Raw genomic sequence first — 25,803 nt, forward strand, 5'->3', positions numbered from 1 at the left:
GGAGCATGCGGCTTCGCCGCAGCCCCGGGGGCCCTGAAATGGCGCACGCAGTGCGCATTTCAGGGGCGCGGGGAACTGCGCGACCAGCCACGACGAGAGCCGCACCCGCCGACGAAGCCACTCAAAACGGCGCGGCCGCGAATCCGCTCAGCCCACCGCCAGGTGCCCCGTCTCGTTCCAGCTCACCAACGCCGCCTCCCCATAAGCCCACCCCAGCTCGGACAGCGACGTCGGATTGAGCCGGATGCGGGCCGCGAAGTCCACCGGCATCCCGAGCCACCGTGCCGCGATGGTGCGCAGGATGTGGCCGTGGGCGAAGAGGAGGACGTCGCGGTCGGCGGAGCGGGCCCAGGAGACGACCTCGTCGGCGCGCGCGGTGAGCTGGTCGAGGGTCTCGCCGTCGGGGACGCCGTCGCGCCAGATGAACCAGCCGGGGCGCCGCTCCTTGATCTGGGCGGGTGTGAGGCCCTCGTACGCGCCGTAGTCGAACTCCATGAGGGCGTCCCAGGCGGTGGCCCGCGCCCCGAACCCGGCGATCTCGCAGGTCTCGCTGGCCCGCAGGAGCGGGGAGGTGCGGATCTCGGCGCCGGGCAGGCCGTCGTAGGGCGCGCCGTGCAGCCGCTCGCCGAGGAGCTTGGCGCCGCGCCGCCCCTCGTCCAGGAGCGGGATGTCCGTCCTGCCCGTGTGCCGTCCGGAAAGGGACCATTCGGTCTGTCCGTGCCGGGCCAACAGGATGCGCGGTGCCATACGGGGACCTTTCGCGACTACGTGCGTACGGAGCTGACGAGCTGCAGGACGTACGGGGTGAACAGGGGACGAAGAGGCGGCGCTGCCCCGTCCATCATCGCGTAACCGGGTTGCGGGCCGCCCCTCGGGCAACCCGGTGACTGATCTCGACGTCTACGAGGGTCAGGGGTCAGCCACGCGGCACCCCTCGTACACCTTAGGGTGGGCAATGTGGCCGGAGGCCGCCGGACGAGGAAGAGGGGGAGCGGCCCGAATGTCGCAGATCGACCACACATCACGCACGGAGGCGACACCCGCTGTTCGGCTCCGCTGGTGGACCGAGCTGCCGCTGATCCTCCTGGTGTACGGCGCGTACTCCGCGGGCCGGCTGCTCGCCCGGGGCGATGTGAGCACGGCGGTGGACCACGGTCTGGCGATCCTGCGCGCGGAGAAGACGGTCCGCCTCAACCTCGAACACCCGCTGAACCGTCTCTTCACCCGTGAGCCCTGGCTCGGCGTCCCGGCCGACTTCTGGTACGCCTCCCTGCACTACGTGGTCACCCCGGCCGTCCTGATCTGGCTCTTCCGGCGCCGCGCCCATCTGTACCGGGCGGCCAGGACCTGGCTGATGACGTCCACGATGATCGGCCTGATCGGCTTCACGCTGCTGCCGACGTGTCCGCCGCGGCTGCTGAGCGCGGGCCACGGCTTCGTCGACACCATGGCGCAGTACAGCTCGTACGGCTGGTGGGGCGGCGCGGCCAGCGCGCCCAAGGGGCTCGGCGGGATGACCAACCAGTACGCGGCGATGCCGAGCCTGCACGTCGGCTGGGCGCTGTGGTGCGGGATCATGCTGTGGCGCAACGGCCGGAGCCCGTACGCCAAGGCCGCCGGTGTCGCCTATCCGCTGATCACCACGATCGTCGTCATGGGCACGGCCAACCACTACTTCTTCGACGCGCTCGCCGGTGCCGCCGTGATGGGCGCGGGCCTGCTGCTCGCGAAGCCGGTGATGCGGGTCGCCGCGCGGATCAGGGACCGGGTGAACACGCTGGCCGCGAGCGGGGTGCGGGCCGCTCCCGCCGCCTCTTCCGCCACTCGTTCCTCGATTGTCAGTGGAGAGTGCCAGACTTCGCCGGGTGAGCGAATACCCCGACAGCGCAAGGCAGCCGCGCACGACACAGGTGACGGGGCTGCGGCACCGGCTCGCTGAGCTGCGCGGCCCCGATCATCAGCCGCGCCCGCTCGACGCCCGCGCCCTGGCGGCGCTCGCGGCGAACCCGGGGTGCGACAGACGAGCGCTGCTCGACGGCGCGGGGGTGGACAAGGCGAAGCTCGCGGACGCGCTCGGTGCGCCGGCCGGGTTCGGGCAGTCCCAGTTCGCCCTGGCGCGCGGCAATGTGTTCGAGGCGCGGGTGAAGGCGGACGGCGGCGCTCAGTTGTTGCACCTCGTGCACGCGCGCGTGGGCGGTGACGCGCCCGAGCCGACGCCCGACCTCATCCGGGCCCCCGATCTGTCGGCGGCCGGACCCGAGGGCCGTACGGCGCGGACCGCGCTCGCGCTGCGCGAGGCGGTTCAGGCGCCGGGCACCTGGACGTTCCTCGACCATCCGATGCTCGCGCTCGACGTGGCGGGCAGCCCCGCCTTCCTGGAGCCCGACGCGGTGGTCGTGCATCCGGACGGCTCCTGGACCGTCGTCGAGATCAAGTCCTTCCCGATGATCGACGGCGCGGCGGACGCGGCGAAGGTGGGCGCGGCGGCCCGCCAGGCGGCGGTGTACGTGCTGGCGCTCGAAGAGGTCGCGGCCCGGCTCCCGGACAGCGGCGCACACGTGCGTGACCGCGCCGTCCTCGTCTGCCCGAAGGACTTCTCCAACCTCCCGGCCGCGTCCGCCGTCGACGTCCGCAAGCAGCTCTCGGTCACGCGCCGCCAGCTGCGTCGCCTCACCCGGATCGAGGACATCGCGGACCGGCTGCCGCCCGGCACCGTCCTCGACCCGGACCGGCCCGCCGCCGAGCTGACCGCCGCGGTCGAGGCCGTGCCCGCCACGTACGCGCCGGAGTGCCTGGCCGCGTGCGAGCTGGCGTTCCACTGCCGGGCGCGCGCACGCGCGGAGGGCGCGGTGACGTCGCTCGGCCGGGCGCTCCGCGCCGAGCTGGGCGGCCTGACCACGGTGGACGCGGTGCTCGCGGCGGCCCGCGGCGAGACGGGCGACCCGGACGACCCGACGGTCGCGGCGCTCCGCCGCGCGGCGGCCCTGCGCGCGGAGGCGCTGCACCTGGCCGGGTCGGCGGCGACGGCGAAGGGAGCGGGCGCGTGACACTACGACGGAGACGGCCCGCCCACCCGTGCATGAGGCCGCGCGAGGGCGCGACCCAGTCGTACACGAGCGCAGCCCAGCCGGTCGCCGGCGCGGCCCAGCCGTCCACGAGCGGTGCCCAGCCGGACAGGAGCACGGCTCAGCCGGACAGGAGCGCGCCTCAGTCGGTCGCCAGCGCGGCCCAAGCATCCACGAGCGGGGCCCAGCCGGTCACGAGCGCGGCTCAACCGTCCACCAGCGCGGCCAAGCCGGTCGCCAGCGCGGCCCAGCCGTGCACGAGTGCAGCCCAGCCGGTCGCGAGCGCCGCTCAACCGTCCACAAGCACGGCCCAGCCGGTCACGAGCACGACCCAGGCGTTCAAGGGGGCGGCCCTGTGAGCCTCGTCGATCACCTGGCCCGGCTCGAAGCCACTGCCACCGGGCGTGCCCAGCCCATCGCCACCGTCCGCCATCGCCACCTGTCGCAGCGACCGCTGGTCCTGGTGCCGCTGACGACGGCGGGTGAGGCCGGCGCCCCGCTCGGCGCTCTCGTCGGCACCGAGCGGACCTCGCCGCGGCTCCTGGTCGTACCGCAGCCGCGCGACCGCGACCTGCGCTTCGCGTTCCTGACGCAGCTTGCCGAGATCGTCCTGCCGTACGTGGACGGGTTCGCGGACGAGGTCGAGGCCGCCGAGCGCAGTGAGACCGACCCGGAGACCGGCAAGAAGGTCAAGGTCGAGGTCGAGCTGTGCGCGGACGCGCCGCAGATCATCGTGCCGAGCCGTGCCGGCATCGAGCTCGTCCGGCTGCTCGGCCGGTCCATGCGGTTCCGGCGCACCGCCGAGCAGGACCCGGAGACGCCGTACCCGGCGCCGCCGCACGTGCCGCTGCTGGGCCGCTGGCTGACGCACTTCGGGGAGCGGGCGCGCGTGCCCGGCTCGTCGCTGCTGCTCGCCATGACGGATCTGCTGTCCCGGCACTGGGCGACGGGCCAGTCCAGCTTGGAGGACCAGCACCTGGGCGCGCTGCTCGCCTGGATCACCGCCCCCGAGGGCACGTCCGGCGCCGAGGCCGCGCTCCGGGCCGAGCTGGGCCGGGGCCCGGACGGCCAGCTCCTGTGCCCGCCCGCGGGGCCCGCCACGGACCCCGCCTTCGACAACAAGCTGCTCGCCCCGGCCATCGAGCGCTACGACCGGGCCCGTACGCGCCTGGCGGCGACCGAGGACGCGGTCGAGGCCGACGGGCGGCTCGCCGAGCTGACCGCCGCCCAGCGGGAGATCCACCGCCTGGTCGAGTCCCGTACCCGGCCCACCTGGGACGCGGTGTGGCGCGGCCTGGACCTGTTGTGCACGCTGCCCGAGGGGCCGCGCGCGGCGGAGCGCTGGACGCGGGACCGCTGGTCGTTCACCGGTCACCGCGACCGGGTCGCGGCGGGCGAGCCGCCGCAGCCGCGCCACGACGACGCGGTGACCGCGGCGAACAAGCTGGCCACGCGCGAGCGCGAGCAGGCCCGCCTCGACGCGCAGGAGGCGCTCGACGACCCGCTGGTGATGGCGGGGCGGCGGCTCTCCGGGGAGGCGTTCGCGGGCGAGGTGACCGAGGTCGTGGCGGCGTACAACGACAAGAAGCGGCCGCGCCCGCTGATCACGGTCCGCACCGACGACCGGCCGCACCTCGGCGAGCGCGTGAAGGTGTACCGGTCCCTGGACGGCAAGCCGCAGACCGCCGAGTTCGTCGCCTACGAGAGCGAGGCGCGGGACGCGATCGTGCTGCGCGTGCTCGACAAGATGGGGCGCGGCAAGGAGCCGGAGGAGGGTTCCGTGCCGCGGAAGGGCGACCGCGTGTGCTGGACGCTGTTCGAGCACGAGCAGCGCGGCGGGCCCAAGCTGCCGGAGCCGGAGGAGACGCCGTGGACGCACGGCGGACCGCCCGGCGCCGACGCCCTCGCCCCGCTGCCGGACGCCGTGACCCCGGAGGACATCCTGTGACCGCCACCGCCACCGTGACGCCCATCGGCTCCGCCCTCAGCCCGTCGGCCGCCGCCACGCGCGCGACCGAGGCGATCCTGCGCGACACGCTCCACGGTGACGCGCGCGGGGTCGTCGTGGACTCGCCGCCCGGCGCCGGGAAGTCGACGCTGGTGGTGCGGGCCGCGCTGGAGCTGGCCGACGCGGGCCGCCCGCTGATGGTCGTCGCCCAGACCAACGCCCAGGTCGACGATCTCGTCCTGCGCCTGCACGAGAAGAACCCCGAGCTGCCCGTCGGCCGTCTGCACAGCAGCGACCCGGACGCGTACGACAAGGCGCTGGACGACCTGCCGCTCGTCCGCACCTCGACCAAGGCGGGCGATCTCGCGCCGCTGCCCGTCGTCCTGTCGACCGCCGCGAAGTGGGCGCACGTGAAGGTCGCCGACGCGGGCGGGCCGTGGCGCCACGCCATCGTGGACGAGGCGTACCAGATGCGGTCCGACGCGCTGCTCGCCGTGGCCGGGCTGTTCGAACGGGCGCTGTTCGTGGGCGACCCCGGCCAGCTGGACCCGTTCGCGATCGTCGGCTCCGAGCAGTGGGCGGGCCTGTCCTACGACCCGTCGGCCTCCGCCGTGTCCACGCTGCTCGCGCACAACCCGGACCTGCCGCAGCACCGCCTTCCGGTGTCGTGGCGGCTGCCCGCGTCGGCGGCGCCGCTGGTGTCGAGCGCGTTCTACCCGTTCACGCAGTTCCGCAGCGGCACGGACGAGGGCGACCGGGAGCTGAGGTTCGGCGTGGTGTCGGACGGCTCCGGGCCCGACCGGGTCATCGACGAGGCGGCGCGGGCCGGCTGGGGCCTGCTCGAACTGCCTCCCGCGCACACGCCGCGCACCGACCCGGAGGCGGTGCGGGCGGTCGCGCTCGTCGTACGGCGCCTCCTCGACCGGGACGGCGTCACCCGCTCCGAGCGCGGTCCCGACGACACCGCGCCGCTGACCGCCGACCGGATCTGCGTCGGCACCGCCCACCGCGACCAGGCAGCGGCGGTCCGCGCGGCCCTCGCAGAACTCGGCGTGCGGGACGTGACCGTGGACACGGCCAACCGGTTGCAGGGCCGCGAGTACGACGTGACGGTCGTGCTGCATCCACTGTCCGGGCGGCCCGACGCGACCGCGTTCCACCTGGAGACGGGGCGGCTGTGCGTGCTCGCCTCCCGGCACCGGCACGCCTGCATCGTCGTCTGCCGGGCCGGGGTCGCCGAACTCCTCGACGAGCATCCGTCGACGGAGCCCGTGCAGCTCGGCGTGGACGTGAAGTTCCCCGACGGCTGGGAGGCGAACCACGCGGTCCTCGCGCGGCTCTCGGAGCACCGGGTGGCCTGGACGCCGTAGCCCCTTCGCCCTCGTACGGAGGCCCACTTGCGCCCCGTCGGACAATGGAAGGCGGCCCGGGCACAGGCGGGCCGCAACCGGCACAAGGAGGAACCACCATGGCGGAGCCCGAGCGGCCCCGTACCGAGCAGCCGCGGCTGCGGCCCGTTCCGCTGATCTTCGAGCCCGCGGAGGCCGCCGGCGACCCCGAGCACTTCTTCGACCTGGAGTCCATCGAGGACCCGCGCGAGCTGCTCGCCCGCGCGACCGAGCTGACGCTCGCGTTCCGCGCGGCGACCGACCGGTCCGTGGAGTTCCAGGCCGTCGCGGCGGCGCAGCTCGCCGATCCGCGCCGCTTCGACCGGCTCACGACTGCCGATATCGCGGAGCGCGGGGGCTGGACCGAGGACTACGCGAAGAAGATGGTCGAGTTCGGGCGTGACCTGCTGCGGAGTGGTTCGGAGCAGGCTCCGTAGGGGCGGGAGCCGAGCGCCGGTCCCGGCCAGATACGGCTTCCGGGCTCGCAACGATCGTCTGGCATATGCCAGAAGGGCAAGATACTCCGCATACCCCTCCCCTGTCCCGAGTTTCGACAACTCTGCGCAGCCGCCTCCTCACCCCCGGTAGACGTGGTGTACATGAACACCGCGCACCCCCACTTCGCCCCAGTCCCCGGCACCCCCCGCGACGGTTCCGACAGCCCCCACACCCAGGACGTCACCGGCGTCACCCCGGAAGGCGCCGCGTGGCTCGCCTCCGCAGGAACGTATCCGCGCTCGACGCTCTCCCATTGGCGGTCCCGGCCCGACGCGCCCGTGGTGCTGCCCTGCGGCTCCGTCTTCGACGTCGTGAACGTCCCCGCGATCTTCGGTCGGCGGATGCTGGACCGCCTCTGGGCCGAAGGCCCCGGCTCCGGCCCCGTCGCCACCCATCGCGGCCGCATGCTCCTCTTCACGGCCCCCGGCACGGCCCAGCGCCTCCCCTCACTCCTCCGCTGGGAGGAATGGGGCCCCGCCGTGCCGCCCCCGCTCTGCCACGGCACCGGCGACGCGGTCACCGTGCCCGCGCCCACGACGCCCTCCGAGCCCCGGGCCGACTCCCGCTGGGTCGTCGCCCCTGACACCCGCCACCCCTGGCTCCCCGGCCCGGAGGTCCTCCTGTGGGCCTGCGTCCGAGCGGCCCGCGCAGGCGCGCACGCCGCCGTCCGCATATCGATTTCTCCAGCCGCCGATCAGGATGCTAAGGTCTACGACGTCAGCAGGCGCCGCTAGCTCAGTTGGTTAGAGCAGCTGACTCTTAATCAGCGGGTCCGGGGTTCGAGTCCCTGGCGGCGCACAGACGGTAAGAAGCCCCTCGCGAATGCGGGGGGCTTCTTGCGTTGCCGGCGGGGCAGGGCCCGGGGCCGCCGCACGGGCACGCGCCGCGCCAAGCCAGCGATCGCCCGCGCGACCGCACACCCCCGCATCAGACCCCGCCACCGGCTGGGGGTCCGGGGGTCATCCCCCGGGAGATGCAGCATCAGCGGGTCCGGGGTTCGAGTCCCTGGCGGCGCACAGACGGTAAGAAGCCCCTCGCGAATGCGGGGGGCTTCTTGCGTGGTCCCTGTTGCTGGGGTCAGCCCGTCGTCACCTTTACCGTCCACGCCCCCGATGCCGTGCGGTTCTCCGCCTCGATCTGGAGGTGTTCGCCGGGGATCGTGTAGCTCTCTCCCAGGGTCAGGGGGGCGTCCGCCAGTGGGGGGTAGACCGAGTCGCCGTGGCAGGCCGAGGTGGTGGGGTGGGTGTCCAGAACCTGGACGGGGCCCTCGCCGGAGGCGGAGGCGACGTGGATGCGGTAGATCAGGACGCCCTGGTTGCAGGTGGTGGCGTCGTTGCCCGCCGCGCCGCGCGCCTCCAGGGCGACGGCGCTGGAGGGCCCGGTCCGGACGACCGCCAGCTTCGTGCCGCCGCCCGCGCCGAACGGCGCCCCGGCCGCGCGCGGCGCCGTGGACAGCGGTTCGAGGGTCAGCCGGGTGACGCCCGTACGGTTCACGCAGGACACCTGTTCCGGCTCCAGCCAGCCGAGCTTCCACTTGTGCCAGCCGAAGAGGTCGGGGGCGAGCCCGAACTGGCTGCCCATGACGTCCCAGTCCCCGACGTACGTGTCCCAGTCCCCCTTGCCGTCGGACGGCCGGTGATAGAGGTCTGGCAGGTCGAAGACGTGCCCGGTCTCGTGCGCGAGGACGTTGCGGTCCGGCGGGTGCTTCTCGAAGACGGTGACGACGCGCCGCAGGTCGGTGTCGTCGGCCCGCATCGGCCGGTCGAAGTTGACGACCTTGGTCGCGTCGGAGTCGACGCCGGGCGCGTCCGGGTCGGCGACGAAGTAGACGACGTCGTACTTGCTGAAGTCGGTGGTGGGGTCCGCCGCGGCGAGCGCGTCCCGCAGGTAGGCGCTGCGGTCCGCCGGCGCCCAGTCCCGTCTCATCCGGTACGAGGTCGACGCCCGCGGCATCTTCAGCCAGGTCTGCTGCGGATGCGGCACGAGCGTGAACTTGCCGTAGGAGGCCCGTTCGTAGAACTCGCTGGTGGACGGGAAGTAGTCCGACGTCAGTTGCGCGGGCGTGGTCAGCGGGTCCGCGTCCGGGAAGGACAGGAAGACCATCACCGCGTCGAGGCGCTCCTTGGGGCGCGGATAGTCGGCGTTCCAGGTGTCGAGGCCCTCGGAGTGATGGGCCTCGGTCCGCTCCAGTGCGCAGGGGCCGCCGTAGGGGGTTGCGGCGGCGGGCCCGGCGACCAGACCGGTGGCGGCGAGGGCGGTGAGTGCGGTCAGCGCCGCCGCGGCGGCGCGCAGGCGGGGCCTGTCCACTCCCGCGGGTGGCTGGGGGCGCGGCAAGTCGACCTCCGGGTGGGGAATGTGAGACACCCCACCCAGAGTGTTGGTGTTTGTCCGTGTTCGCCTTGTTTATCTGGCCCGGACGAGTGAGTCGCGACACCCCCGGCGATCACAGGCCGTCACAGACGGTCGGGGTGCGGCAGAAGCCCGTAAAGGAGCGAGCAGAAACGATCTGGCAGGGCGGGTCCGGTGCCCCTCTGCCGGGTCCGCCCGGGGACAAGGCTGGATAGGCCGTCCGACCGGCCTCTATGATCGGCACACTTTCCTGCCGGGACCCCGGCCGCACCAGCACCACGCGACCGGCCGACGCACCACGGGGAGCGAGCGGTGAGCGCACAGCCCGAAGGGCCCACGACCGCGGCGGAGGTGTCCGCACCCGACCCCCGCCCCGAATTCGTCACGGAGAGTGAGCACGTGCGCGAGTGTCTGCCGGGGCCCGTCCACGGCGCCGCCTTCCTCGCCGCGCCCCAGCCGATGCTCCTCGTCGACCGTGACGGCGTGATCGTCGGCGCCAACGCCGCCGCCCGCGCCCTGCTGCACGGCGAGGGCGCCGAGCCGCTCGTCGGCCGCGTCGCCGCCGAACTCCTCGACCTCGGCTCCGACCCCCGTACCCGGGAGACCTTCCGCGAGGTGCTGCGCGGGCGGCAGGCGCCGCTCGCCCGCACCCGCCGCCTCAAGCACGCCGCGGGCCACTCCGTATGGGTGCGGATCACGGTCTCGCCCGTGCCCGGGGCCGACGTCGTGCTCCTCTCGCTCAACGACATCAGCGCGCACCGCGACCTCCAGGCCGGCCTGCGCCACCTCCAGACCCACGATCCGGTGACCCGGCTGCCCAACCGCGCCCTGTTCTTCGAGCGGCTCACCGGGGCCCTTGAGGCGGGGGCGTACGAGGGTTCGGGCGCGACCGGGCGGGTCGGCCTGTGCTACCTCGACCTCGACGGGTTCAAGGCGGTCAACGACACCCTCGGCCACCACGTCGGCGACCGGTTGCTCGCCGCCGTCGCCGAGCGGCTCACCCACTGCGCGGACCTGGCCCGGCACGCCACCGGCGCGCCGCTGGTCGCCCGGCTCGGGGGCGACGAGTTCGCGCTGCTCATGGAGGACTCGACCGGTACGGAACAGCTCGCGGACCTCGCGGAGACGGTCCTTGAGGCGTTGCGCGAACCCTTCGACCTGTCCGGGCAGCTCCTCTCGGTCTCCGCCTCGATCGGGGTCGTCGAGCGGGACGTCGCGGACACCAGCCCGATGGGGCTCATGCAGGCCGCCGACACCACGCTGTACTGGGCGAAGGCCGACGGCAAGGCGCGCTGGACGCTGTTCGACCCGGAGCGCAACGCCCGGCGTGTGACCCGGCAGGCCCTGTCGTCGGGGCTGCGGCCGGCGGTCGAGCGGGGTGAGTTCGTCCTCGCGTACCAGCCGCTCGTGCGTCTGGAGGACGGCGGGCTGCGCGGGGTGGAGGCGCTGGTGCGCTGGCGGCACCCGGAGTTCGGCCTGCTGACGCCGAATCGGTTCATCACACTGGCCGAGGAGGACGGGTCCATCGTGCAGTTGGGGCGGTGGGTCCTTGAGACGGCCTGCCGTCAGGCGCGGGCGTGGCAGCTCGCGCACCCGGACGTGCCGCCCGTGTTCGTCAGCGTCAACGTGGCGGTGCGGCAGGTGTGGGACTCCGACCTGGTCGCCGACGTCGCCCGGATCCTCGCCGAGACCGGGCTGCCCGCCGAACTCCTCCAGCTCGAACTCACCGAGTCCGCGGTGATGGGCTCCACCGGGCGGCCCCTGCGGGCGTTGCAGGACCTCAGCGACATGGGCGTACGCATCGCCATCGACGACTTCGGCACCGGGTACTCCAACCTCGCCTATCTCTCCCGGCTGCCCGTCTCCGTCCTCAAACTGGACGGTGCGTTCGTACGCGGCTTCGAGGACGGGCCAGGCACGCCCGCGCAGCCCGCCGACGCGCTGATCGTGGAGGCGATGGTCCAGCTCGCGCACCGGCTCGGGCTCACGGTGACGGCGGAGTGCGTGGAGACCCTCGACCAGGCGGACCGGCTCCGCCGCATCGGCTGCGACACGGGCCAGGGCTACTTGTACTCGCGACCGGTGGACGCCCAACGCATCTCGGAACTCCTGACGGAACACCGGTAACGCGCCGACGTCCCGCCTGTACGGGGAGGGGGCGGTGGCGCGGCCCGCGCTACTGCCCCCTCCCCCGCCGGGATCAGCCCCGCGGGAGGCCGTACGCGTCTGCGATCAGTTCGTACGAGCGGAGACGGATCTCGCTGGTGTGGGCGTTGGCCGTCAGCATGAGTTCGTCGGCGCCCGTGCGCTTCTGGAGGTCGTCGAGGCCGGTGCGGACCTCGTCGGGGGTGCCGTGGATGACGTTGGCGTTCCAGGAGCGGATGAAGTCCTGCTCCATCTCGTTGAACGGGTACGCCTCCGCCTCCTCCGGCGTCGGGACGAGCCCGGGGCGGCCGGTGCGCAGGCGGACCATGTTGAGCGCGGCGGCGAGGACCTGGCGGCGGGCCTCGGTGCCGTCGTCGTCGGTGGCGAGCGCGGAGACGCCGATCAGGGCGTACGGCTTGTCGAGGACGGCGGAGGGCTGGAAGGACTCGCGGTACAGGTCGAGCGCCGGGATCGTGTTCTGCGCGGAGAAGTGGTGCGCGAAGGCGAAGGGGAGACCGAGGACTCCCGCCAGGCGGGCGCTGAAGCCGGAGGAGCCGAGCAGCCAGATCGGCGGGCGGTGCGGGTCCTGGACGCCGCCGGGCGACGTGGCCTGGACGGGGCCGGGCACCGCGTGGATGCGGGAGTAGGGGTGGCCGTCGGGGAAGTCGTCGTCGAGGAACCGGGTCAGCTCGGCGAGCTGCTGCGGGAAGTCGTCGGCGCCTTCGTTGAGCCGGTCGGTGCGGCGCAGGGCGGCGGCGGTGGCGCCGTCGGTGCCGGGGGCGCGGCCGAGCCCGAGGTCGACGCGGCCGGGGGCCATCGCCTCCAGCGTGCCGAACTGCTCCGCGATGACCAGCGGGGCGTGGTTGGGCAGCATGACGCCGCCGGAGCCGAGCCGGATGCGGTCGGTGTGGGCGGCGAGGTGGGCGAGGATCACGGCCGGCGAGGACGAGGCGACGCCGGGCATGGAGTGGTGCTCGGCGACCCAGTACCGGTGGTAGCCGCGGTTCTCGGCGAGGCGGGCGATGTCGACGCTGGTGCGCAGGGCCTGCGTGGCGGTGCGGCCCGCGCCCACGGTGACCAGGTCCAGGACGGAGAGGGGGGTCGGGGCGGTGCCGTGGGCTGTGCCCCGGATCTCGTCGTGGTTGGCCGGCACGGGGTCCTCCTGAAGACGTGGGTCCGTACGTCCGTCTGTCGCGTACGTCGGTTCGGCTGACCCCGGCGTAACGGAGGCTAGCTCCGCTTTATTCCCCGCCCCGAACCCGTCCGCTACACCTGCACCACCGGCTCCTTCCTGAACAGCGCCCCCAGCTCCGGCACGTTCACCCGCCGGTTCACCAGGCGCAGCGCCTCCCAGACGGTGACCTGGTTCGCCGTGAGGACCGGTTTGCCCAGCTCACGCTCCAGGTCGGGTACGTACGCCGCCGTGTGCAGCGCCGTGTCGGGGAGCAGCACCGCCTCCGCGTCGGGGTGGTCGCCCGCGCGGGCCATCGCCAGGACCTCCTCGCGCCCCCACGTGCCGACCTCCGCGGCGGTGATGACGCCGCTGCCGCGCACGGAGACCACGTCGGCGCCGGACGCCTTCAGGAACGCGGCGAAGTGGTCGGCCACGTCCGTCGGGTACGTCGCCGCGACGGCCACCCGGCGCGCCCCCAGCTCGCCCAGCGCGTGCGCGAAGGCGAAGGAGGTGCTGGAGGCGGGCAGCCCCGCTGCCACGGCCAGGGACTGGACCTGCTCCTGCGCGCCGTCCCAGCCGAGGACGAAGCTGCCGGACGTGCACGCCCAGACCACCGCCTCCGCGCCCGCGAGCCGGAGCTCCTCGACGCCCGCGGCGAGGCGCGGCGGTGCGCCCATCTCCAGGAGCGCGTCGACGCGGTGCGCGTCCTCACCGATGTCGGTGTGGACGACGGGCAGCCGGATGTCGCTGTCCATCAGCATCTCGATGCGCGGGTAGTCGTCCTCGGCCGCGTGTCCTGGGTAGAGAAGTCCGAGCGCTGTCATGTCCTATGCCCACCCTTCCTGGCCCTCCGGGAGTTCCGGAGCGCCGTGTCCGGGCCGGAGGCCGCCCTCCGGCAGGTCCGGCAGGGGCCACTGGCGTCGCGCCGCAGGGTCGAGCAGCGCCTGGTACGGCCCCACGGCCCGCGTACCCAGTCGGCGCAGGGCTGCCCACATCGTGACCTGGTTGGCCGAGATCACCGGGATCCGCAGCTCCGCCTCCAACTGCGGGATGACGTCGTACGTGGGCAGGTTCGTGCAGCTGATGAAGAGGACGTCGGCGGTGGAGCCGGCCGCGTCGCGCGCCATCCGCGCGACGTCCCGGTACGGCACCTTCCAGATCCGCCGGGTCAGGCCGAGGAACGCCGTCCCGGTGACGGCCACGCCCGCCTCCGCCAGGTACTCCGCGAGGGACTCGGTGACGGACCGGGTGTAGGGCGTGACGAGGGCGACGCGGCGGGCGCCGAGTTCGGCGAGCGCCTCCAGGAGCGCGCCCGACGTGGTGAGGCACGGCCGGGCCCCGGAGCGGTGCATCGCCTCGCACAGCGCGCGTTCACCGGCGAGGCCGCCGACGAAGCTCCCCGATGTGCAGGCGTACGCGAGGACTTCGGGCTCGACCGCGCCGAGTGCCCGGATCGCCTCGTCGAGCGTCTCGTGCTCGCTGACGATCCGGGCCAGGTCGAGACTCACCTCCACCGGGACGAACGGGGTGCGGGTGAGATGGAGGGAGATCTCGTCGGGCACCCAGCGCCACAGCTCGCGGTCGAGGGCGAAGTCGAACGGTGCGACGACGCCGAGGCCGCGCTGCGGCTGCGGTCCTCCCAGGAAAGAGACGTCCATAGAGCATGCCCCAAGTTCAGCTGACGGGATGTGCCGTGGTGCTGAGGTACGGAGGTGCCGTGCTGCCGGTGCGGTGGGTCTGGGCCGGCGGTCCGTCGCCGGGACGTCGGGACTGTGGGGAACAGCGGTGTACTGCGGGGAGAGGAGGAAACGCGCCGACGCAGGTCCTCCGTTGACGAAGGTAGGTTCGGGTGCCAGCGTGGTCAATCCGCGCATGTCAAGGAACGTGCCAAGGAATCGCCGAGTCGATCCGCCGGGTCGATCCACCTGCCGGACCAAGGAAAGCGGAGCTGCGTTGCGGAACGATGTCACCGCTGTGTCGGACGGCGCCCGGCCCACCGTCCTCGTCCTGGACGCCGCCCCCGGTGAACCCGCGCCCCGGCTCGGCGCGTTGACGGGCCGGGCCCGCGTGCTGCACGCCAGGGACGCGGCCGGGCTGCGCGCCCTGCTTCCCGAGGCCGACGCCCTGCTGGTGTGGGACTTCACGTCCGACGCCGTGCGCGAGGCGTGGCCGGGCGAAGGGCCCCGGCCGCGCTGGGTGCACACGGCGAGCGCGGGCGTGGACCGGCTGATGTTCCCCGAACTCGTCGGCTCCGACACGGTGGTGACCAACGCGCGGGGCGTCTTCGACCTCCCGATCGCCGAGTACGTCGCCGCGCTCGTCCTCGCGATGGGCAAGGACCTGCCCCGCACGCTCGCCCTCCAGGCCGCCGGTGAGTGGCGCCACCGGGAGACGCAGCGCATCGCAGGCACCCGCGCCTGCGTCGTCGGCTCGGGCCCCATCGGCCACGCGATCACCACCCACCTCAAGGCGCTCGGCATCATCACCGCGCTGGTCGGACGCCGGGCGCGGGCCGGGGTCCACGGCCCCGCCGACCTCGACCGGCTGCTCGCCCGCGCCGACTGGGTGGTGTGCGCGGCGCCGCTGACCGAGCGGACGCGGGGCATGTTCGACGCCCGCCGGTTCGGGGTGATGCAGCCCGCCGCGCGGTTCATCAACGTAGGGCGTGGGCCGCTCGTCGTGGAGTCCGATCTGGTGGACGCCCTGCACAACCGGTGGATCGCGGGCGCGGCCCTCGACGTCTTCGAGCACGAGCCGCTCGCCCCGGACAGCCCGCTGTGGACGGCCCCCGGACTGATCATCTCGCCGCACATGAGCGGGGACACGGTGGGCTGGCGGGACGAACTGGGGCAGCAGTTCGTCGAGTTGTACGGGCGCTGGGAGTCCGGCCGCGCGCTGACGAATGTAGTCGACAAGAAACGTGGGTATGTCCCCGGGAACTGACTGGCCTGGAGGGGCGGATGACGAGCGAGCTCACCGGACTGACGGCGCACGACCTGCTTGACGGTTACCGCAACGGCGAGTTCAGCCCCGTCGACGCCGCCCGCGCGGTGCTCGCCCGCATCGAGGAGACGGAGGGCGCGCTGAACGCCTTCGTGCGCGTCGACGCGGAGGGCGCGCTGGCGGCGGCGGAGGCGAGCGCGCGGCGCTGGCGGCGCGGTGAGGCGCGCGGCCTGGTCGACGGCGTACCGGTGACGGTGAAGGACATCCTGTTGCAGCGCGGCGTGCCGAACCTGCGGGGTTCGCGGACCGTACGCGCGGAGGGCACGTGGGACGAGGACGCGCCCGCCGTCGCCCGGCTGCGCGAGCACGGCGCCGTCTTCGTCGGCCGCACGACGACACCCGAGTTCGGCTGGAAGGGCGTCACCGACTCACCGCTCACCGGCATCACCCGCAACCCGTACGACACCTGGCGCACCCCGGGCGGTTCGAGCGGCGGCAGCGCGGCGGCCGTCGCGGTCGGCGCGGGGCCCCTCTCGCTCGGCACGGACGGCGGCGGCTCGGTCCGCATCCCGGCCGCGTTCTGCGGGATCTTCGCGCTGAAGCCGACGTACGGGCGGGTCCCGGCGTATCCGGCCTCCGCGTTCGGCACGCTCGCGCACGTCGGCCCGATGACGCGGAGCGTGGCCGACGCGGCGCTGATGATGGACGTGATCTCCGGCCCCGACGTACGCGACTGGTCGGCGTCGGCGCCCTCCACCGCGAGCTTCCGCGACGCGCTGCGGGGCGGGGTGCGCGGCCTGCGGGTGGCGTACTCGCCGTCGCTCGGCGGCCAGGTGGCGGTGCGGCCGGGGGTGGCCGCGCGCGTACGGGAGGCGGTGACGCGGCTCGCCGGGCTCGGGGCGTACGTGGAGGAGGTCGACCCGGACTTCACCGATCCCGTCGCCGCGTTCCACGTGCTGTGGTTCAGCGGGGCGGCACGCAACGCGTCCCGGCTTTCGCCCGCGCAGCGGGAGTTGCTCGACCCCGGACTCCGCGAGATCTGCGCGCTCGGCGCCCGCTACAGCGCGCTCGACTATCTGGCCGCCATGGACACGCGGATGGTGCTCGGCCGCCGGATGGGCCAATTCCACTCCACGTACGACGTCCTGCTCACGCCGACGCTGCCGCTGACCGCGTTCGAGGCGGGGGTGGAGGTGCCGCGCGGCAGTGGCCTGCGGCGCTGGACCGGCTGGACCCCGTTCACGTACCCGTTCAACATGACGCAACAGCCGGCCGCGACCGTCCCGGTGGGGCTGGATCAGGGGTTGCCGGTCGGAATGCAGGTGGTGGCGGCCCGGCACCGGGACGATCTGGTGCTCCGGGTCGCTCACGCGCTGTACGAAGCCGGAATCGCGCGGCCCGATCCGGTCCAGGTCACGGGGCTCCGCCCCGGCCCCCGCTCCTCAAGCGCCGGAGGGGCTTGAGCGGGCTGACCTGGCAAAACTCAGGGTCTCCCCCACCGCGCCGGACCGCCAGAGGTCCTGGCACGCCTCCGCCATCTCCTCCAGCCCTTCCACCACCTGGCCCCACACGATCCCGGGCACCCACCCCACGTCCCCGTTCAACAGCAGATTGTTCCGCTCGTAGAACAGCGCGAGGTCGACGACAGGGGCGCCCGCCGCCAGTGACGCGCCCTCCCCGTATCCGTACGAGCGGGACCCCAACTGCGTCCCGTTGAAGGAGAAGTAGCAGAGGTCGCCCGGGATGGGTGTGACCGTCGGGTTCTCCAGTGGCGGCTCCTGTTCCGCGAAGGGCGGGAACAGGGCGTAGATCTCGTTCCGGGCGTATTTGGCGTGGTAGACCTCGGAGCCGAGCGGCAGGGCGTCCCACACCGCCGCGCACGTCAGGGGCGCGCGATCGGTGAGCAGCCGTGCCGTGCAGGTCACGCCCCGCGCGGTCAGGGTGACGTCGATGTACCGCTCGGGCGCGCCGCTTGAGTCAGCCATGCGCCCCATGCTCCGCCCCATCCACCCCACGGGGTCAAGACCGCACCCCACGTATGTAGGGGCCACACCCCACGTGATTGCGGCGTGAATTGATCGGCATAAGTCGAGTCGCGTCGGGTAGCCGCGCGCCCATGGCTCCACCAACTCACATACGCAGGAAAGAGCCTGCCGAGAGACGAACTCTTCGCAGGCGGTCACTGCTCGCGGGGGCGGGTGCGCTCGGCGCACTGGGCGCTCTGGGGGCGGCGGGATGCAGCCAGGTGCCGAAGGGCGACACACTGGCCCGGCTGCAGGGGCAGGGGACCGTACGGCTGGGCATCGCGGGCGAGGTGCCGTACGGGTACATCAACGACGACGGGGAGTTCACCGGCGAGGCGGTGGAGCTCGCCAAGGTCATCTTCAAACGGCTCGGTGTCGGCCACGTCCAGCCGGTAGCGACCGACTTCGCCTCGCTCATCCCCGGCCTGAACACGCAGCAGTTCGACGTCGTGTCCGCCGGGATGTACATCAACAAGGAACGCTGTCAGCAGGTCATCTTCGCCGATCCCGAGTACCAGATGCTGGACTCGTTCATCGTGCGCAAGGGCAACCCGAAGAAGCTGCACAACTACGCCGACGTGGTGCGCACGAAGGCCAAGTTCGGCACCGGCACCGGGTACGCGGAGATCGGGTACGCCGTCGACGCCGGGTACAAGGAGTCCGACATCGTGATCCTCCAGGACCAGGTGGCGGGGCTCAACGCCGTGGAGGCCGGCCGCATCGACGTGTTCGCGGGCACCGCGCTCACCACCCGCGAGGTCACCAAGAAGAGCAGCAAGGCGGAGCACACCGAGCCGTTCGCGCCCACCGTCGACGGCAAGAAGCACATCGACGGCGGCGGCTTCACCTTCCGCCGCACCGACACCGGGCTGCGGGACGCCTTCAACGTCGAGATCCACAAGATGAAGAAGAGCGGTGAACTGTTCCGCATCCTCCGGCCGTTCGGCTTCACCAAGGCGGAGATGACGACGCTGACCGCCGAGGAGCTGTGCCGATGACCGCCGGACTGTGGGAACACTGGGTACTGCCGGGCATCTGGATCACCATCCAGCTCACCCTCTACAGCGCGGCGCTCGCGACCGTCGTCGCGTTCGGCGTCGGCATGGCGCGCACGCACCGGCTGTGGATCGTCCGGTTCGTCGCCGGGCTCTACACCGAGATATTCCGGGGCACCTCCGCCCTGGTCCTGATGTTCTGGATCTTCTTCGTCCTGCCGCAGCTCGCGGGCTGGTCCCTCGTCCCGATGTGGGCCGCCGTCCTCGCGCTCGGCCTGTCCTACGGCGCGTACGGCGCCGAGATCGTCCGCGGCGCCCTCAACGCGGTGGCGCCCGCCCAGCGCGAGGCGGGGGTCGCGCTGAGCTTCACGCCCTGGCAGCGGATGCGGCTCATCCTGCTTCCGCAGGCCGTGCCCGAGATGATCCCGCCGTTCTCCAACCTCCTGATCGAGCTGCTCAAGGGCACCGCCCTGGTGTCGCTGCTAGGCATCGGCGACGTGTCCTTCGCCGCCTACCTGGTACGCCTCGCGACGACCGAGAGCACCCAGATCTACTCGCTCACGCTGGTCATCTACTTCGTCCTCGCGTTCATCCTCACCCGGGGGATGCGGGCGCTCGAACGCAAGACCAAGGCGGGCATCGGGCAGCGGCCCGAGGGTGGCGCCGGTCTGATGCGCAAGCTCAGCCTGCGCCAGCAGAACGAGACCGCCCAGCTCCCCGCGGGCGGCGGAGGAGGTGTCTCCCTGTGATCGCCACCGCCGCCGACAACTGGGACTGGTCCGCCGTCAGCGACTTCATGCCGCACTTCTGGGACGGCCTCCTCGTCACCCTCCAGATCCTCCTCTACGGCTCGCTGATCTCCTTCAGCGTCGGCCTCATCTGGGCGCTCGCCTTCCGGGCGCCGACCCGCTTCATCCGCTGGCCCGTCGGCGCGATCACCGAGTTCATCCGCAACACGCCGCTCCTGGTCCAGCTCTTCTTCCTGTACTTCGTGCTGCCGGAGGCCGGGATCCAGTTCTCCGCGTTCACCACCGGTGTCGTCGCGATCGGCCTGCACTACTCGACGTACACCGCGCAGGTCTACCGCGCGGGCATCGAGGCCGTGCCGGTCGGCCAGTGGGAGGCCGCCCGCGCGCTCAGCCTCCCGTACGGAAGGACGTGGACGGCGGTCATCCTGCCGCAGGCGATCCGCCGCGTCGTGCCCGCGCTCGGCAACTACGTCGTCGCCATGTTGAAGGACACCCCGCTGCTCGCCGGCATCGGCGTCCTGGAGCTGCTCCAGCGCTCGCGCCTGGAGGCGGCCAAGACGTTCCAGTACACGGAGGCGCTGACGGTCGTCGGAGTCGCCTTCATCGTCATCTCCTACCTCGCCTCCCTCCTCCTGCGATCCCTGGAGCGCCGCCTTGTCCACTGACGCGAACCTCTCGAAGAACCAGCCCAATCCGGCGGTGGACGGCACCGAACTGATCCGCTTCGAGAAGGTCGTGAAGCGGTTCGGCGGCAACACCGTCCTCGACCAGCTCGACTTCTCCGTCGACTCGGGCAAGCACGTCACCCTGATCGGCCCGTCCGGGTCCGGCAAGACGACGATCCTGCGGCTGCTCATGACGCTGATCAAGCCCGACGAGGGCACGATCAAGGTCGGCGGCGAGTACCTCACCCACGAGGAGAAGAACGGCAAGCTCGTCCCCGCCGGCGAGAAGCACATCCGTGAGGTCCGCAAGAACATCGGGATGGTCTTCCAGCAGTTCAACCTCTTCCCGAACATGAAGGTCCTCCGCAACATCATGGAGGCGCCCGTCACCGTGCTCGGGCTCTCCAAGGACGAGGCGGAGCAGCGGGCCCGCGAACTGCTCGACATGGTCGGTCTCGGCGACCGGGCCGACGCCTACCCGACGCAGCTCTCCGGTGGTCAGCAGCAGCGGGTCGCCATCGCGCGGGCCCTCGCCATGCGGCCGCAGGTGCTGCTCCTCGACGAGGTGACGTCGGCGCTCGACCCCGAGCTGGTGGCAGGCGTCCTCGACGTGCTCCGTGACATTGCGCACACCACCGACATCACGATGCTCTGCGTCACGCATGAGATGAACTTCGCGCGGGACATCTCGGACCAGGTCCTCATGTTCGACTCGGGCCATGTCCTGGAGTCGGGCACCCCGGACAAGATCTTCAACGAGCCGGAGCACCAGCGGACCAGGGAGTTCCTCAGCGCGGTGCTGTGAGGGCCGGCGCGTCCGCTCCGCTCACGTCGTCGCCTTCGCCTACCGTCGCCTTCCGCCTACCCACTCGGTGCATGACTCTGGCATATGCCATGGTGGCGCGTTCCTGCTGAGAGCGGGGGAACGCGCCATCAATTCCCTTGACGCACGCCCCTCTTGGGGGTGGTGAGGGCTATCGTGGAGAGAGCTGTCCGGAACCGGTCCTTGCAGGGGGATGCCGTGGCGCTGAAGCACGAGCAGGACGCGTCCGACCGCCGGCCGCGGCCACCGCACCGGTCGGTCCAGCACGCTCTGCGCGTCCTGGAGGCCGTGGCCCACCACGCCACCGGCATCACCGGCCCCGAACTGGCCCGCGTCACCGGCCTCCCCTCCGACCAGCTCACCGGCCTGCTGCACATGCTGCGCCGCGAGGGGTACGTCCAGCAGGCCGCCGACGGCGCCTACGTCACCGGGGAGACCCTGAGCCGGCTCGGCTCCGCCGACGGGAACGCGGCGGCGCTCACCGCCAAGCTCCAGCGGACCCTCGACGAGCTGCGGGACTCCGTCGGCGCGGCGGTCTACATCAGCCGGTACATCGACGGCGAGGTCCGCATCACCCAGTACGCGGCCGGGCCCGAGGCCCCCGCGGTCAACGAGTGGGTCGACTTCCGCGTCTCCGCGCACGCGAGTGCCGTCGGCAAGAGCCTCCTCGGTCAGCTCGACGACAACGGGCGGCGCGACCACCTCTCCCGCCACAAGATGGCCCGCCTCACCTCGCGCACCATCACCAGCGAAAAGGTCCTGCTCTCCAAACTGGCCACCCAGCCGGCGACGGTCCCGGTCCTCGACATCCAGGAGTACGCGGTCGGCACGGTCTGCGCGGCCGTCCCCATCACGGCAGGCGCGTCCGTGGGCTGCCTGGCCCTCTCCCTCCCCCTGAACCGAGCCCACCGCCTCCACGACGCGGCAACCCACCTGAACAGAAGCGCGGCCCCGGTCCTGCTGTCACTGACGATCTGAGCGAGCACGCAAAAGGCCCCCCGCGCTTACGCGCGGAGGGCCTCTCACTGCCGGTGCGCCGCCAGGGACTCGAACCCCGGACCCGCTGATTAAGAGTCAGCTGCTCTAACCAACTGAGCTAGCGGCGCCTGCTGACACGTAAATACTACCTGGTCCGGAGGGGTGCCTGTGACCATCAGGGGGCGAGGGTCAGGGTGGGGCCACCCGCGCGCCGCCCGCCCGCCGCATGACGGGACGGGCGGCGCTCGGGATCATGCTCAGAACGTGACGTCCGAGCAGGCGTAGAACGCGTTCGCCGTGTCCGCGATCGTCCACACCGCGAGGATCACGTGGTGGCCGGACTTGCCGCTGGGCAGGGTGCCGGAGTGCGAGAGCGTGGCCGGCGGCTGCCCGCTGTAGGGCACGGTGAGGAACGGGGTGGTGTTCAGCGCGGCCCTGGTCAGCGGCTTGCTGTCGTCCCAGCCGTCCTTGGTGACGTAGTAGCGGAAGTCCGTGGTGGAGTGCCGCGCGGTGAACTGCCAGCGGAACGTGTAGCTCTGCCCGCCGCTCACCTTGGTGGTCGGCCACGCCTGCCCATTGGGCTGCTTGGCCGCGTTGAGCTGCGCGAACTCGCCGTGGCCGGCCGAGCATATCTGCCCGTCCGCGGGGCCCGCCGCCGGGAAGCCCTTGGGCCCCTCGACGCTCTGCGGCTCCCATTGGATGTTGCCGCAGCCGCTGACGGTGCCGTTGGCGCAGAGTTTCTGCCGGCTGATGGGCAGGTCGGTGTAGCCGTGGCCGCTCGCGCCGCCGGCCGAGAGCGCGAACGCGCCCGCGGTGGTGAGGCCGAGCAAAGCCGCGTACATCTTCTTGTTTCGCATGCTGCCGCTCCTGGGGGTGTGGGGAGTACCGGTAGCTGTGCGCACAGCGGTGTTCAGTTTCAGCTCAGTTTCAAGCCTTCAGGTCTAGACCAACCCCCAATGTATGGGCGGCGGTTGGCCGTGTCCATACAAAAGTGCGGGCTCCCTTTGCTTTGCCCTTTACTCCCCGCGCCCCGTGTAGAACGCCACCGTCAGATCCTTGACGAGCGCCTTGCGCTCGTAGTCGTCGAGGTCGACCAGGCCCCGCGTGGTCAGCCGCGCCACCGTCTCCTCCACCGAGTCGACGACCGACGTGAGCACGGTGTCCCTGTGCTGCGCGTCGAGCGCCGCGATCCGGCGGCGCCGCATCACGGCCGCGAGCTCGGGCGCGTACTCGATCCGGGTCGGCTGCGCCGAGAACACCTCGATGCCGGCCGCCTCCGCGTCGGCGGCGAGCCGCCGGGTGAGTAGGTCGCCGACGGTCTCGGTGTCGCGCAGGGTGGGTCCGTCGGCCGGGGCCGAGCCGTTCGCAAGCGCGTCGGCCGGGAACTGCGACAGCACCCCCGCCACAGCCGCCTCGACACATTCCCGCAGGTACTCCTCGTGGTCCTCGATCCCGAGCACCGCCCGCGCGGTGTCCCTGACCCGCCACACGACGAGGACGACGACGCGCAGCGCGACCCCGTGCGCATCGACCGCCGTCATGCCCTCGCTGCGCCAGTGCCGCAGCCGCAGGTCGACGCGGCGCCGCAGCAGCAGCGGGTTCACCCACAGCAGCCCCGACCTGCGCACACTGCCCCGGTAGCGCCCGAACAGGCTGAGCACCGCGGCGCGCCCCGCCCGGGCGCGGGTCAGCCCGCCGAAGCCGAGGAGCGTGAGCGCGCCGGAGCCCGCGAGCGCCGCCCACTGGTACGGGCCGAGCCCGACGCCCTCGTACCCGGGCAGCCCGGCGACGTTCGTCATGATGCGGGGCAGCACCCCGGCCCAGCCGAGGGAGGCCGCGGCCCCGGCCGTCCCCGCGAGCCCACCGAGCACTCCAACGGCCCCGGGCAGCGCCCGACCGGGCCGTTCGACCAGGTCGGGATCGACGGAGGGGGCGGTCCGGGCGGGGGGCCGGGGGGCCGGGTCCACGTCCTGCCCCGGGGCCCCGTCCGGGTGCGGGTGCGGGTGGGTGGTGTCATCGACCCGGGTTTCGGGTCGAGCCCCGGCCCCGCTCCCGGCGCGCGTCCCCGTCCCCACGACCGCGGCCCGCACCGGTACGGCCACGGGTTCCGGGTCGTCACGGAACAGCAGGTGGACGGGGATCTCGGTGGTCGACTCGTTGCGGATGACGCGGGCCCCGCGCCCCAGGACCTCGCCGACCCCGAGGTCGGGCCCGGCGCTCTTCTCGAGTGCCGGTTCGTCCGGCGTGGCCGGGGCCGGCGGCCCCGCGATCGGTGCCGACCGGTCGGTCGTCGTGCTCATCCTGGTCCTCGTCTCCACGTTGGGTGTGCTGTCGTCTCCCCCGCCCGCCGCCCGCTCCCCGCACAGCGCCGTCACGAGAAGAGCCGCCGCCATGTCTCGGGGCCCGGGTATCCGTCGGCGTCCCTGCCGGTCCAGCCCTGGGCCCGCTGGAACGCCTCGACGTTGCGGCGGTCCGCCTCGCTCCAGCGCGGGCCGGGGCCCTTCCTGTAGTGGCCGCCGTAACCTTTCTTCACGAGCTGCTTGCCGAGCTGCGTCACCGAGGCGTTCGACGCGCCGGGCCGGAACTTCGACACCCCCGGGAACGGCGGCACCCCCTTCGTCCCCGAAACCCCCGCGGCGGGGATGTCCTTGCCCTTGCCGTTGAGCAGGTACGACCACGTGACCGGCCCGGGCAGCCCGTCCGCGTCCCTGCCCGTCCAGCCCTGCGCCCGCTGGAACGCCTGGGTCGCCCTGCGGTCCGCGTCGGTCCAGCGCGAGTCGGGGCCCTCCCGGTAGAACCGCTTGCCGCCGCGCTCCACCAGCAGCTCCCCGAGCCGGGTGACGTAGGCGTTGTTCGCGCCCGGCCCGAAGGACGTCACACCGGGGAACCTCGTGGCCGTCGCGGCCTGCGCCCCCGCGCCCGAGCCGATGCCCGCGCCCGGGCCCGAGCCCGTACCCAGGTCGCCGTCCGCCATCAGCGCCTTGTAACGGTAGGGGACGTAGCGCCCGGAGTTGTTCCAGTACGCGTACGGGGTGGACTGCGTACGCGTGCCCGGGCGCGTCTGCTCGTAGGCGATGTAGCGGGTCCGTGCCGAGTCGGTCCAGCCGCCGAAGATCGTGACGTGCGAGCCCCGCTGTGGGTTCGCCGGGTTGTGGAACAGCAGGATGTCGCCGGGCTGCAGCTCCGCCTTTGTGATGCGGGTGCCGAAGGCGGCGAGGCTGCCGGTCCACTCGTTGCGGGGCAGGTCCCAGGCCATGGAGACGTACCCGGAGCAGTCCTGGCGGTAGCCGTCCCGCCAGTACTTGTTCATGTCGTACGGGACCTTCGCCGCGACCCACTCCTTCGCGCGGTCGATGATCGCGGCCCGGGTCGTGGCGCGTAGGGCGCTCTGCGTGGTGAGGTGCACGGTCTGCGCGGTGACGCCCGGGGCGCCGGGGGCCCCGTTCAGGGGGCTGGTGCCGCCCTGCGGGGTGCTCGCGCCGCCGGCCGGGTCCGGGTCGCCCGGTCTTGCCTCGTGGTGCTCGACGGCGGCCGCCGCCGTGGGGAGCGCGCTGATGACGGTGCCGGCCGCGGCCGCGACGGCCAGGGCGTGCCGGGGGCTGAGTCTGGTGCGCGGCAGGGGTGTGAAGGCGCCGCGCCACTGGGCACAGCCCGTGCAGTCGCAGTCGCTCGGCGGGTCGGTCTCCAGGAAGACCGGCGCCTCCATGTGATCCATGCGATTCCCCTCACACTCCGGTGCCGGCTGCTGAACTTCTGAGCCACGTTTTCGCACGCGGAAAGCGTCTCAACTCTCTACGCATAACGCATGTTGACGGTGCGAAAGGTGGAAATCGGTATAAATCGCTCGGCACCTCGGCGCGTCGAGTGGTCAGGAGCACCCCGGACGGTCGGGTAAAGTTATGCAGGTCAGCAGGCGCCGCTAGCTCAGTTGGTTAGAGCAGCTGACTCTTAATCAGCGGGTCCGGGGTTCGAGTCCCTGGCGGCGCACAGACAGCGAGAGGCCCTCCGTGAGAGCGGGGGGCCTTTCGCGTTGCTCGCGCGGCCCGTCGCAAGGGCGCC

The 25,803-nt window shown here is 72.5% G+C and carries 23 protein-coding genes and 3 tRNA genes; 16 read left to right on the top strand and 10 right to left on the bottom strand.

From position 1 onward, the window contains the following. Positions 1-147: 147 nt before the first annotated feature. Complete coding sequence (locus ABZ877_RS15035) at positions 148-747, bottom strand: histidine phosphatase family protein (protein ID WP_361070026.1); 600 nt, start codon at positions 745-747, stop codon at positions 148-150. A 253-nt stretch (positions 748-1,000) separates the two neighbouring features. Here ABZ877_RS15035 and ABZ877_RS15040 point away from each other — a divergent pair, with 253 nt between their 5' ends. The 7 genes from ABZ877_RS15040 (at position 1,001) to ABZ877_RS15070 (ending at position 7,697) form a co-directional block, all read left to right on the top strand. Further along, the gene (locus ABZ877_RS15040) at positions 1,001-1,939 is read left to right on the top strand and encodes a phosphatase PAP2 family protein (RefSeq protein WP_361070029.1); all 939 of its coding nucleotides are present in this window, start codon (positions 1,001-1,003) and stop codon (positions 1,937-1,939) included. Then, complete coding sequence (locus ABZ877_RS15045) at positions 1,866-3,047, top strand: hypothetical protein (protein WP_361070032.1); 1,182 nt, start codon at positions 1,866-1,868, stop codon at positions 3,045-3,047. Before ABZ877_RS15040 ends, ABZ877_RS15045 begins: the two co-directional genes overlap by 74 nt. A 373-nt stretch (positions 3,048-3,420) precedes the next feature. Further along, a complete protein-coding gene (locus ABZ877_RS15050) occupies positions 3,421-5,013 on the top strand; it encodes a hypothetical protein (RefSeq protein WP_361070035.1) in 1,593 nt (530 codons plus the stop codon). A 14-nt stretch (positions 5,014-5,027) separates the two neighbouring features. Then, positions 5,028-6,383 carry an AAA domain-containing protein gene (locus ABZ877_RS15055; protein WP_361070478.1) on the top strand — a complete coding sequence of 452 codons (1,356 nt, stop codon included), beginning with the start codon at positions 5,028-5,030 and terminating at the stop codon, positions 6,381-6,383. A gap of 98 nt (positions 6,384-6,481) precedes the next feature. Next, the gene (locus ABZ877_RS15060; protein WP_361070037.1) at positions 6,482-6,838 is read left to right on the top strand and encodes a hypothetical protein; all 357 of its coding nucleotides are present in this window, start codon (positions 6,482-6,484) and stop codon (positions 6,836-6,838) included. A 162-nt stretch (positions 6,839-7,000) separates the two neighbouring features. Next, positions 7,001-7,633 (top strand): bifunctional DNA primase/polymerase, encoded by a 633-nt coding sequence (locus ABZ877_RS15065; RefSeq protein ID WP_361070040.1) that lies wholly within the window; start codon positions 7,001-7,003, stop codon positions 7,631-7,633. Then, positions 7,624-7,697: transfer RNA gene (locus ABZ877_RS15070), tRNA-Lys, on the top strand. The genes ABZ877_RS15065 and ABZ877_RS15070 overlap by 10 nt, the downstream gene beginning before the upstream one ends. 279 nt (positions 7,698-7,976) lie before the next feature. On the opposite strand, the gene ABZ877_RS15075 is transcribed toward ABZ877_RS15070, so the two are convergent. Beyond that, positions 7,977-9,254 (bottom strand): M6 family metalloprotease domain-containing protein, encoded by a 1,278-nt coding sequence (locus ABZ877_RS15075; RefSeq protein ID WP_361070480.1) that lies wholly within the window; start codon positions 9,252-9,254, stop codon positions 7,977-7,979. Positions 9,255-9,707: 453 nt separating this feature from the next. Between ABZ877_RS15075 and ABZ877_RS15080 the strand changes: the two genes are divergently transcribed. Continuing rightward, positions 9,708-11,375 (top strand): EAL domain-containing protein, encoded by a 1,668-nt coding sequence (locus ABZ877_RS15080; RefSeq protein WP_361070483.1) that lies wholly within the window; start codon positions 9,708-9,710, stop codon positions 11,373-11,375. Between the two features lie 73 nt (positions 11,376-11,448). Here the strand turns inward: ABZ877_RS15080 and ABZ877_RS15085 are convergent, their stop codons facing one another. The 3 genes from ABZ877_RS15085 to ABZ877_RS15095 all read right to left on the bottom strand — a co-directional run bounded on the left by ABZ877_RS15085 (position 11,449) and on the right by ABZ877_RS15095 (position 14,225). Further along, positions 11,449-12,546, bottom strand: a complete 1,098-nt coding sequence (locus tag ABZ877_RS15085) for an LLM class flavin-dependent oxidoreductase (RefSeq protein WP_361070043.1) — start codon at positions 12,544-12,546, stop codon at positions 11,449-11,451. Positions 12,547-12,659: 113 nt separating this feature from the next. Then, positions 12,660-13,391 (bottom strand): aspartate/glutamate racemase family protein, encoded by a 732-nt coding sequence (locus ABZ877_RS15090; protein WP_361070046.1) that lies wholly within the window; start codon positions 13,389-13,391, stop codon positions 12,660-12,662. A gap of 3 nt (positions 13,392-13,394) precedes the next feature. Further along, complete coding sequence (locus tag ABZ877_RS15095; RefSeq protein WP_361070049.1) at positions 13,395-14,225, bottom strand: aspartate/glutamate racemase family protein; 831 nt, start codon at positions 14,223-14,225, stop codon at positions 13,395-13,397. 295 nt (positions 14,226-14,520) lie between these two features. Between ABZ877_RS15095 and ABZ877_RS15100 the strand changes: the two genes are divergently transcribed. Beyond that, on the top strand, positions 14,521-15,510 hold the full coding sequence (locus ABZ877_RS15100) for a D-2-hydroxyacid dehydrogenase (RefSeq protein WP_361070052.1): 990 nt from the start codon (positions 14,521-14,523) through the stop codon (positions 15,508-15,510). 17 nt (positions 15,511-15,527) lie between these two features. Then, positions 15,528-16,973, top strand: coding sequence for an amidase (locus tag ABZ877_RS15105; RefSeq protein WP_361070054.1), 1,446 nt, complete (start codon positions 15,528-15,530; stop codon positions 16,971-16,973). Here the strand turns inward: ABZ877_RS15105 and ABZ877_RS15110 are convergent. Next, a complete protein-coding gene (locus ABZ877_RS15110; protein ID WP_361070057.1) occupies positions 16,953-17,495 on the bottom strand; it encodes a DUF3830 family protein in 543 nt (180 codons plus the stop codon). The genes ABZ877_RS15105 and ABZ877_RS15110 overlap by 21 nt on opposite strands. A 131-nt stretch (positions 17,496-17,626) precedes the next feature. On the opposite strand from ABZ877_RS15110, the gene ehuB reads away from it, so the two are divergent. The 5 genes from ehuB to ABZ877_RS15135 all read left to right on the top strand — a co-directional run bounded on the left by ehuB (position 17,627) and on the right by ABZ877_RS15135 (position 21,744). Beyond that, the gene (gene ehuB, locus ABZ877_RS15115) at positions 17,627-18,532 is read left to right on the top strand and encodes an ectoine/hydroxyectoine ABC transporter substrate-binding protein EhuB (protein ID WP_361070060.1); all 906 of its coding nucleotides are present in this window, start codon (positions 17,627-17,629) and stop codon (positions 18,530-18,532) included. Beyond that, positions 18,529-19,278, top strand: coding sequence for an ectoine/hydroxyectoine ABC transporter permease subunit EhuC (ehuC, locus tag ABZ877_RS15120; protein WP_361070062.1), 750 nt, complete (start codon positions 18,529-18,531; stop codon positions 19,276-19,278). The genes ehuB and ehuC overlap by 4 nt, the downstream gene beginning before the upstream one ends. Before the next feature lie 47 nt (positions 19,279-19,325). After that, positions 19,326-19,943 (top strand): ectoine/hydroxyectoine ABC transporter permease subunit EhuD, encoded by a 618-nt coding sequence (gene ehuD, locus ABZ877_RS15125; protein WP_361070486.1) that lies wholly within the window; start codon positions 19,326-19,328, stop codon positions 19,941-19,943. A gap of 34 nt (positions 19,944-19,977) precedes the next feature. After that, positions 19,978-20,748 carry an ectoine/hydroxyectoine ABC transporter ATP-binding protein EhuA gene (gene ehuA, locus ABZ877_RS15130; protein ID WP_361070488.1) on the top strand — a complete coding sequence of 257 codons (771 nt, stop codon included), beginning with the start codon at positions 19,978-19,980 and terminating at the stop codon, positions 20,746-20,748. A 216-nt stretch (positions 20,749-20,964) separates the two neighbouring features. Then, positions 20,965-21,744: an IclR family transcriptional regulator C-terminal domain-containing protein gene (locus ABZ877_RS15135; RefSeq protein ID WP_361070065.1), complete on the top strand. Its 780-nt coding sequence runs from the start codon at positions 20,965-20,967 to the stop codon at positions 21,742-21,744. A 54-nt stretch (positions 21,745-21,798) separates the two neighbouring features. On the opposite strand, the gene ABZ877_RS15140 is transcribed toward ABZ877_RS15135, so the two are convergent. From ABZ877_RS15140 to ABZ877_RS15155, 4 genes are all read right to left on the bottom strand, one after another. After that, positions 21,799-21,872: transfer RNA gene (locus tag ABZ877_RS15140), tRNA-Lys, on the bottom strand. A gap of 129 nt (positions 21,873-22,001) precedes the next feature. After that, positions 22,002-22,601 carry a lytic polysaccharide monooxygenase auxiliary activity family 9 protein gene (locus tag ABZ877_RS15145; protein ID WP_361070068.1) on the bottom strand — a complete coding sequence of 200 codons (600 nt, stop codon included), beginning with the start codon at positions 22,599-22,601 and terminating at the stop codon, positions 22,002-22,004. Between the two features lie 159 nt (positions 22,602-22,760). After that, positions 22,761-24,044, bottom strand: coding sequence for an SPFH domain-containing protein (locus ABZ877_RS15150; RefSeq protein WP_361070071.1), 1,284 nt, complete (start codon positions 24,042-24,044; stop codon positions 22,761-22,763). Between the two features lie 71 nt (positions 24,045-24,115). After that, positions 24,116-25,450: a peptidoglycan-binding protein gene (locus ABZ877_RS15155; RefSeq protein ID WP_361070490.1), complete on the bottom strand. Its 1,335-nt coding sequence runs from the start codon at positions 25,448-25,450 to the stop codon at positions 24,116-24,118. A 207-nt stretch (positions 25,451-25,657) separates the two neighbouring features. Here ABZ877_RS15155 and ABZ877_RS15160 point away from each other — a divergent pair. Further along, positions 25,658-25,731 (top strand) — tRNA-Lys (locus tag ABZ877_RS15160). The last annotated feature ends 72 nt before the right edge of the window (positions 25,732-25,803 follow it).

Origin of the sequence: Streptomyces sp. NPDC046939, from assembly GCF_040644575.1 — a bacterium.
Classification (GTDB): Bacteria; Actinomycetota; Actinomycetes; order Streptomycetales; family Streptomycetaceae; genus Streptomyces.

Excerpts from the sequence above, each read along its gene's own strand:
- ABZ877_RS15080 (WP_361070483.1), top strand. The coding sequence starts at position 9,708 with ATGCTCCTCGTCGACCGTGACGGCGTGATCGTCGGCGCCAACGCCGCC.
- ABZ877_RS15060 (WP_361070037.1), top strand. The coding sequence starts at position 6,482 with ATGGCGGAGCCCGAGCGGCCCCGTACCGAGCAGCCGCGGCTGCGGCCC.
- ABZ877_RS15155 (WP_361070490.1), bottom strand. The coding sequence starts at position 25,450 with ATGGAGGCGCCGGTCTTCCTGGAGACCGACCCGCCGAGCGACTGCGAC.
- ehuB (WP_361070060.1), top strand. The coding sequence starts at position 17,627 with ATGGCTCCACCAACTCACATACGCAGGAAAGAGCCTGCCGAGAGACGA.
- ABZ877_RS15150 (WP_361070071.1), bottom strand. The coding sequence starts at position 24,044 with ATGAGCACGACGACCGACCGGTCGGCACCGATCGCGGGGCCGCCGGCC.
- ABZ877_RS15105 (WP_361070054.1), top strand. The coding sequence starts at position 15,528 with ATGACGAGCGAGCTCACCGGACTGACGGCGCACGACCTGCTTGACGGT.
- ABZ877_RS15110 (WP_361070057.1), bottom strand. The coding sequence starts at position 17,495 with ATGGCTGACTCAAGCGGCGCGCCCGAGCGGTACATCGACGTCACCCTG.
- ABZ877_RS15090 (WP_361070046.1), bottom strand. The coding sequence starts at position 13,391 with ATGACAGCGCTCGGACTTCTCTACCCAGGACACGCGGCCGAGGACGAC.
- ABZ877_RS15095 (WP_361070049.1), bottom strand. The coding sequence starts at position 14,225 with ATGGACGTCTCTTTCCTGGGAGGACCGCAGCCGCAGCGCGGCCTCGGC.
- ABZ877_RS15035 (WP_361070026.1), bottom strand. The coding sequence starts at position 747 with ATGGCACCGCGCATCCTGTTGGCCCGGCACGGACAGACCGAATGGTCC.
- ehuD (WP_361070486.1), top strand. The coding sequence starts at position 19,326 with ATGCCGCACTTCTGGGACGGCCTCCTCGTCACCCTCCAGATCCTCCTC.
- ABZ877_RS15145 (WP_361070068.1), bottom strand. The coding sequence starts at position 22,601 with ATGCGAAACAAGAAGATGTACGCGGCTTTGCTCGGCCTCACCACCGCG.
- ehuC (WP_361070062.1), top strand. The coding sequence starts at position 18,529 with ATGACCGCCGGACTGTGGGAACACTGGGTACTGCCGGGCATCTGGATC.
- ABZ877_RS15065 (WP_361070040.1), top strand. The coding sequence starts at position 7,001 with ATGAACACCGCGCACCCCCACTTCGCCCCAGTCCCCGGCACCCCCCGC.
- ABZ877_RS15040 (WP_361070029.1), top strand. The coding sequence starts at position 1,001 with ATGTCGCAGATCGACCACACATCACGCACGGAGGCGACACCCGCTGTT.